This is a genomic window from Kitasatospora sp. NPDC091257, from assembly GCF_044757675.1.
In the GTDB taxonomy this organism is placed as follows: domain Bacteria; phylum Actinomycetota; class Actinomycetes; order Streptomycetales; family Streptomycetaceae; genus Kitasatospora; species Kitasatospora lactacystinica.
This window is the reverse complement of record NZ_JBIVVI010000819.1, coordinates 1-4,221: the sequence shown is the minus strand read 5'-3', so window position 1 is coordinate 4,221 and position 4,221 is coordinate 1. Positions and strand designations below refer to the sequence as shown.

The following is a 4,221-nucleotide window of genomic DNA, read 5'->3' as shown; positions in this document are numbered from 1 at the left end:
CTCGGACTGAGCACCGCACCCGGGGTGACCGTCCGCTCCGCGCCGCCCGCCGGCGAGTCCACCCTCCGGCTGGTGCACACCCGGGAGTACGTCGAGGCGGTCCGGAACGCCGCCGCCCATCCCGAGCGCTCCGACCCGCTGCACGGACTGGGCACCGACGACAACTGGTCCTTCCCGGCGATCCACTCGGCCTCGGCACTGATCGCCGGCCAGTCCGTGGCCGCCGCCGAGGCGGTCTGGCGCGGCGAGACCCCGCACGCCGTCAACTTCAGCGGCGGGCTGCACCACGCGATGCCCGGCAAGGCCTCCGGCTTCTGCGTCTACAACGACCCGGCGCTGGCCATCGCCCGGCTGCTCGAACTCGGCGCCGAGCGGGTCGCCTACGTCGACGTGGACGTCCACCACGGCGACGGCGTTCAGGCGGCCTTCTGGAACGACCCCCGGGTGCTCACCGTCTCGCTGCACGAGCACCCCGCCACGCTCTTCCCGCAGACCGGCTGGTCGATCGAGACCGGCGGCGAGGACGCCCCCGGCTCCGCCGCCAACCTGCCGCTGCCCGCGGGCACCGGCGACGCCGGCTGGCTGCGCGCCTTCCACGCCCTGGTGCCCGAACTGCTCGACGCGTTCCGGCCACAGGTCCTGGTCACCCAGCACGGCGCCGACACCCACCTGGAGGACCCGCTCGCCCACCTCGCCGTCACCGTGGACGCCCAGCGGCTGATCGCCGAGGCGCTGCACGACCTCGCCCACCAGTACGCCGGCGGTCGCTGGGTGGCCACCGGCGGGGGCGGCTACGCCGTGGTGGACGTCGTCCCGCGCACCTGGACCCACCTGGTCGCCACCGCCGCCGCCCGGCCCGTCGACCCGGCCACCGAGACCCCCGAGTCCTGGCGCGCCGAGGTCTACCGCCGCACCCGCCGCCCGGCCCCGCTGCGGATGACCGACGGCGCCCGCCCCGCCTGGCGCGACTTCGACTCGGGTTACGATCCGGCCGACCGGCTCGATCAGGCCATCCTCGCCGCCCGGCGGGCGGTGTTCCCCCAGCACGGACTGCTGGCCTGAACCCGCCGCCCTGGTCAGGCCGTGCGTACGCCGGGCGGTGCCATCGGCCGATCGGCTACGTACTGCAACGGTCCTATCTCTCACCGTACGAGGACTGCACCTCCCCTCTTCCCACTGGTACCACCCATAACTACTCTGGGGATACACGTGTGCCGGTGGAGTCACCGGAGGGGAAGCCGGTGCCTTGCACACGGGTAAGGGTCGGGTGATGGTCATGAGTTCCGTCGAGCGCCCCCTTCAGGAAGTCGTCTTCCTGACCGTGGCGGAGGTCGCCGCGGTCATGCGGGTGTCCAAGATGACGGTGTACCGACTGGTGCACAGCGGAGAGCTGCCGGCCATCCGGGTCGGACGGTCCTTCCGGGTGCCCCAGCAGGCGGTGCACGAGTACCTCAAGGAGTCCTACGTGCGGCTTGAGAGCGCGTAGCGGCGGCGCGCGGGTGCGGGGTCCACACCGGTGGGCGCCGCACCCGTTCGCCGGGGATTTCCCCCGAGTTTCCCGGTATCGGGGAGCACGATTACGGCCTTAGCACCGTGGACGGTAGGCTAGGCCCTCACGTCAGTCGTATGGACTCCGTCTCTCACGGACGAGAGTCTCAGTGAGCGAGGGTTGTTCCGTGGGCTCTGTCATCAAGAAGCGTCGCAAGCGTATGGCCAAGAAGAAGCACCGCAAGCTTCTGAAGAGGACCAGGGTCCAGCGTCGTAACAAGAAGTAACGCCTGAGCCTGCGCTTCGGCCCCGCCCTTCGCGGGGGTCACCCGCGCACTCGCGTACAGCGGCGCAGGAAGAACTCGTTGGCCCCGCCCCTGCGGGGTTCAGGCGTTCCACCGCCCGCCCAGGCCCCTGCGGCCTGGGCGGGCGGTGTCGTTTCACGGCCCGGCAGGGCGGCGCGGTACGGTGCACGCAGGCCGCTCGGGCCGGGGAACGGGGGCAGCACCGTGGGCGTGGTCGTGCTCGTCACCGGCGTGGCGCGCCATCTCGGTGCCCGCTTCGTCGCCGAGGTCCGCCGTCGGCCGGGCGTGGACCTGGTGGTCGGCGTGGACGTGCAGCCGCCCCGACTGCCGCCCGAGGAGCCGGCCGGTCCGGCCGCCCCGTACCGCTTCCACCAGCTCGACCTGCGCCGCCCGGCGGTCTCCCGGGTGCTCGCCGAGCACCGGGTGGACACCGTGGTGCACCTCAGCGTCAGCGCCACCGGCCTGGGCTCCACCAACCGCTCCGCGGTGAAGGAGTCCAACGTGATCGGCACCATGCAGCTGCTCGGCGCCTGCCAGAAGGCCCCCGGGGTGCGCCGGCTGGTGGTGAAGTCCACCACCGGCGTCTACGGATCCGCGCCCCGCGACCCGGCGGTGTTCAGCGAGCGGATGCAGCCCAAGGACCCGCCCGGCGGCGGCTTCGCCAAGGACGCGGCGGAGGTCGAGGGCTATGTGCGCGGCTTCGCCCGGCGCCGCCCGGACGTCGCGGTGACGGTGCTGCGCTTCGCCAACATCGTCGGCCCGGACGCGGACACCCCGCTCAGCGAGTACTTCGCGCTGCCCGTGCTGCCGACCGTGCTCGGCTACGACCCGCGGCTGCAGTTCGTGCACGAGGACGACGCCGTCGCGGTGCTCTGCCGGGCCGCCGACGAGCCCGCGCCGGGCACCGTCAACACCGGGACCTTCAACGTGGCGGGGGAGGGCGTCCTGCTGCTCTCCCAGTGCGCCCGCCGGCTCGGCCGGCCCACCCTGCCGCTGCTGCTGCCCGCGGTCAGCTGGATGGCCGTGCTGGCTCGGCAGACCCGGCTGGTCGACGTCTCGCCCGAGCAACTGCGGCTGCTCACCCACGGCCGGGTGGTGGACACCGCGCGGCTGCGCGACACCTTCGGCTACCGCCCGGCGTTCGGCACCCCGGAGGCCTTCGCCGACTTCGCCGCCGCGCAGGGGCCGGGTCTGCTGCCGCCCGAGCGGCTGGCCGCCGTCACCGACCGGCTGACGGCCCTGCTCGGCCCGGAAGGGGCCGCCCCCGCGGGGCCGGCCGCCGGACCGGACGCCGTACCGAACCGCCCCCGCCCACCGAGGAGCTGAACCCGCGATGAGTGCCGCAGCCGAGAACGCGCCGGGCGAGGCCAAGGTCATCCCGATCGAGTCCGCCCCCAGCTGGACCTCGCCCGAGGGGCCGAAACTGGCCGACCGGCTCGCCGAGGCCGTCGGCGGCGTGCTGTCCGGGCCGCTCGGCCCGGCCGCCACCGGGCTGTTCGGCAAGGGCTGGGAGGGCCGTGCCGCCGAGCGGCTGGCCTTCCTGCGCCGCCGGGTGACCGGCGACTACGAGGTGGACGAGTTCGGCTTCGACCGGGAGCTCACCGAGGAGGTGCTGCTCTCGCTGCTGCGCCCGCTGGCCGAGAAGTACTTCCGGATCGACGTCCAGGGCGTGGAGCACATCCCGGCCGAGGGCGGCGCGCTGATCGTCGCCAACCACTCCGGCACGATCCCGCTGGACGCCCTGATGACCCAGGTGGTCATCCACGACCACCACCCCGCCCGGCGGCACCTGCGGATGCTCGCCGCCGACCTGGTCTTCGTGCTGCCCGGCGTCAACGAGCTGGCCCGCAAGGCCGGCCACACGCTGGCCTGCAACGAGGACGCCCAGGCCCTGCTGGAGCGCGGCGAGGTCGTCGGGGTCTGGCCGGAGGGCTTCAAGGGGATCGGCAAGCCGTTCTCCGAGCGCTACAAGCTCCAGCGGTTCGGCCGCGGCGGCTTCGTCGCCTCGGCGCTGCGGGCGCGGGTGCCGATCGTGCCCTGCTCGATCGTCGGGGCCGAGGAGACCTACCCGATGATCGGCAATGTGAAGACCCTGGCCCGGCTGCTGGGCCTGCCGTACGTGCCGGTCACCCCGACCTTCCCGTGGCTGGGCCCGCTCGGGGTGCTGCCGCTGCCGACCAAGTGGACGATCCGCTTCGGCGAGCCGATCGCCACCGACAGCTACCCGGCGGAGGCGGCGGACGACCCGATGCTGGTCTTCGACCTGGCCGACGAGGTGCGCGAGACCATCCAGCACACCCTCTACCAGCTGCTGGTGCAGCGGCGTTCGGTGTTCTTCTGACGGTGCTCTGCCGGCGGTGTTCGGCCGAGGAGGCCCGGGTCCTTCCGAGGAGCCGGGGCGCCACGGAAGGACCCGGGTACGGCGGGG

The 4,221-nt window shown here is 73.4% G+C and carries 5 protein-coding genes; all 5 read left to right on the top strand.

Going from position 1 to position 4,221, the window contains the following annotated elements:
• Nucleotides 1–6: 6 nt before the first annotated feature.
• Nucleotides 7–1,062 carry an acetoin utilization protein AcuC gene (locus ACIQOV_RS30200; RefSeq protein WP_401053765.1) on the top strand — a complete coding sequence of 352 codons (1,056 nt, stop codon included), beginning with the start codon at nt 7–9 and terminating at the stop codon, nt 1,060–1,062.
• Nucleotides 1,063–1,276: 214 nt separating this feature from the next.
• A complete protein-coding gene (locus tag ACIQOV_RS30195) occupies nt 1,277–1,486 on the top strand; it encodes a helix-turn-helix domain-containing protein (RefSeq protein ID WP_045699258.1) in 210 nt (69 codons plus the stop codon).
• A 190-nt stretch (nt 1,487–1,676) separates the two neighbouring features.
• Nucleotides 1,677–1,775: a 30S ribosomal protein bS22 gene (locus ACIQOV_RS30190; protein ID WP_003948845.1), complete on the top strand. Its 99-nt coding sequence runs from the start codon at nt 1,677–1,679 to the stop codon at nt 1,773–1,775.
• Between the two features lie 222 nt (nt 1,776–1,997).
• Entirely contained in the window at nt 1,998–3,119 is a 1,122-nt protein-coding gene (locus ACIQOV_RS30185; protein WP_401053764.1) for an NAD-dependent epimerase/dehydratase family protein, read from the top strand.
• Nucleotides 3,120–3,126: 7 nt separating this feature from the next.
• Nucleotides 3,127–4,134, top strand: a complete 1,008-nt coding sequence (locus tag ACIQOV_RS30180) for a lysophospholipid acyltransferase family protein (RefSeq protein WP_401053762.1) — start codon at nt 3,127–3,129, stop codon at nt 4,132–4,134.
• Nucleotides 4,135–4,221: the final 87 nt, after the last annotated feature.

Excerpts from the sequence above, each read along its gene's own strand:
- ACIQOV_RS30180 (WP_401053762.1), top strand. The coding sequence starts at position 3,127 with ATGAGTGCCGCAGCCGAGAACGCGCCGGGCGAGGCCAAGGTCATCCCG.
- ACIQOV_RS30195 (WP_045699258.1), top strand. The coding sequence starts at position 1,277 with ATGAGTTCCGTCGAGCGCCCCCTTCAGGAAGTCGTCTTCCTGACCGTG.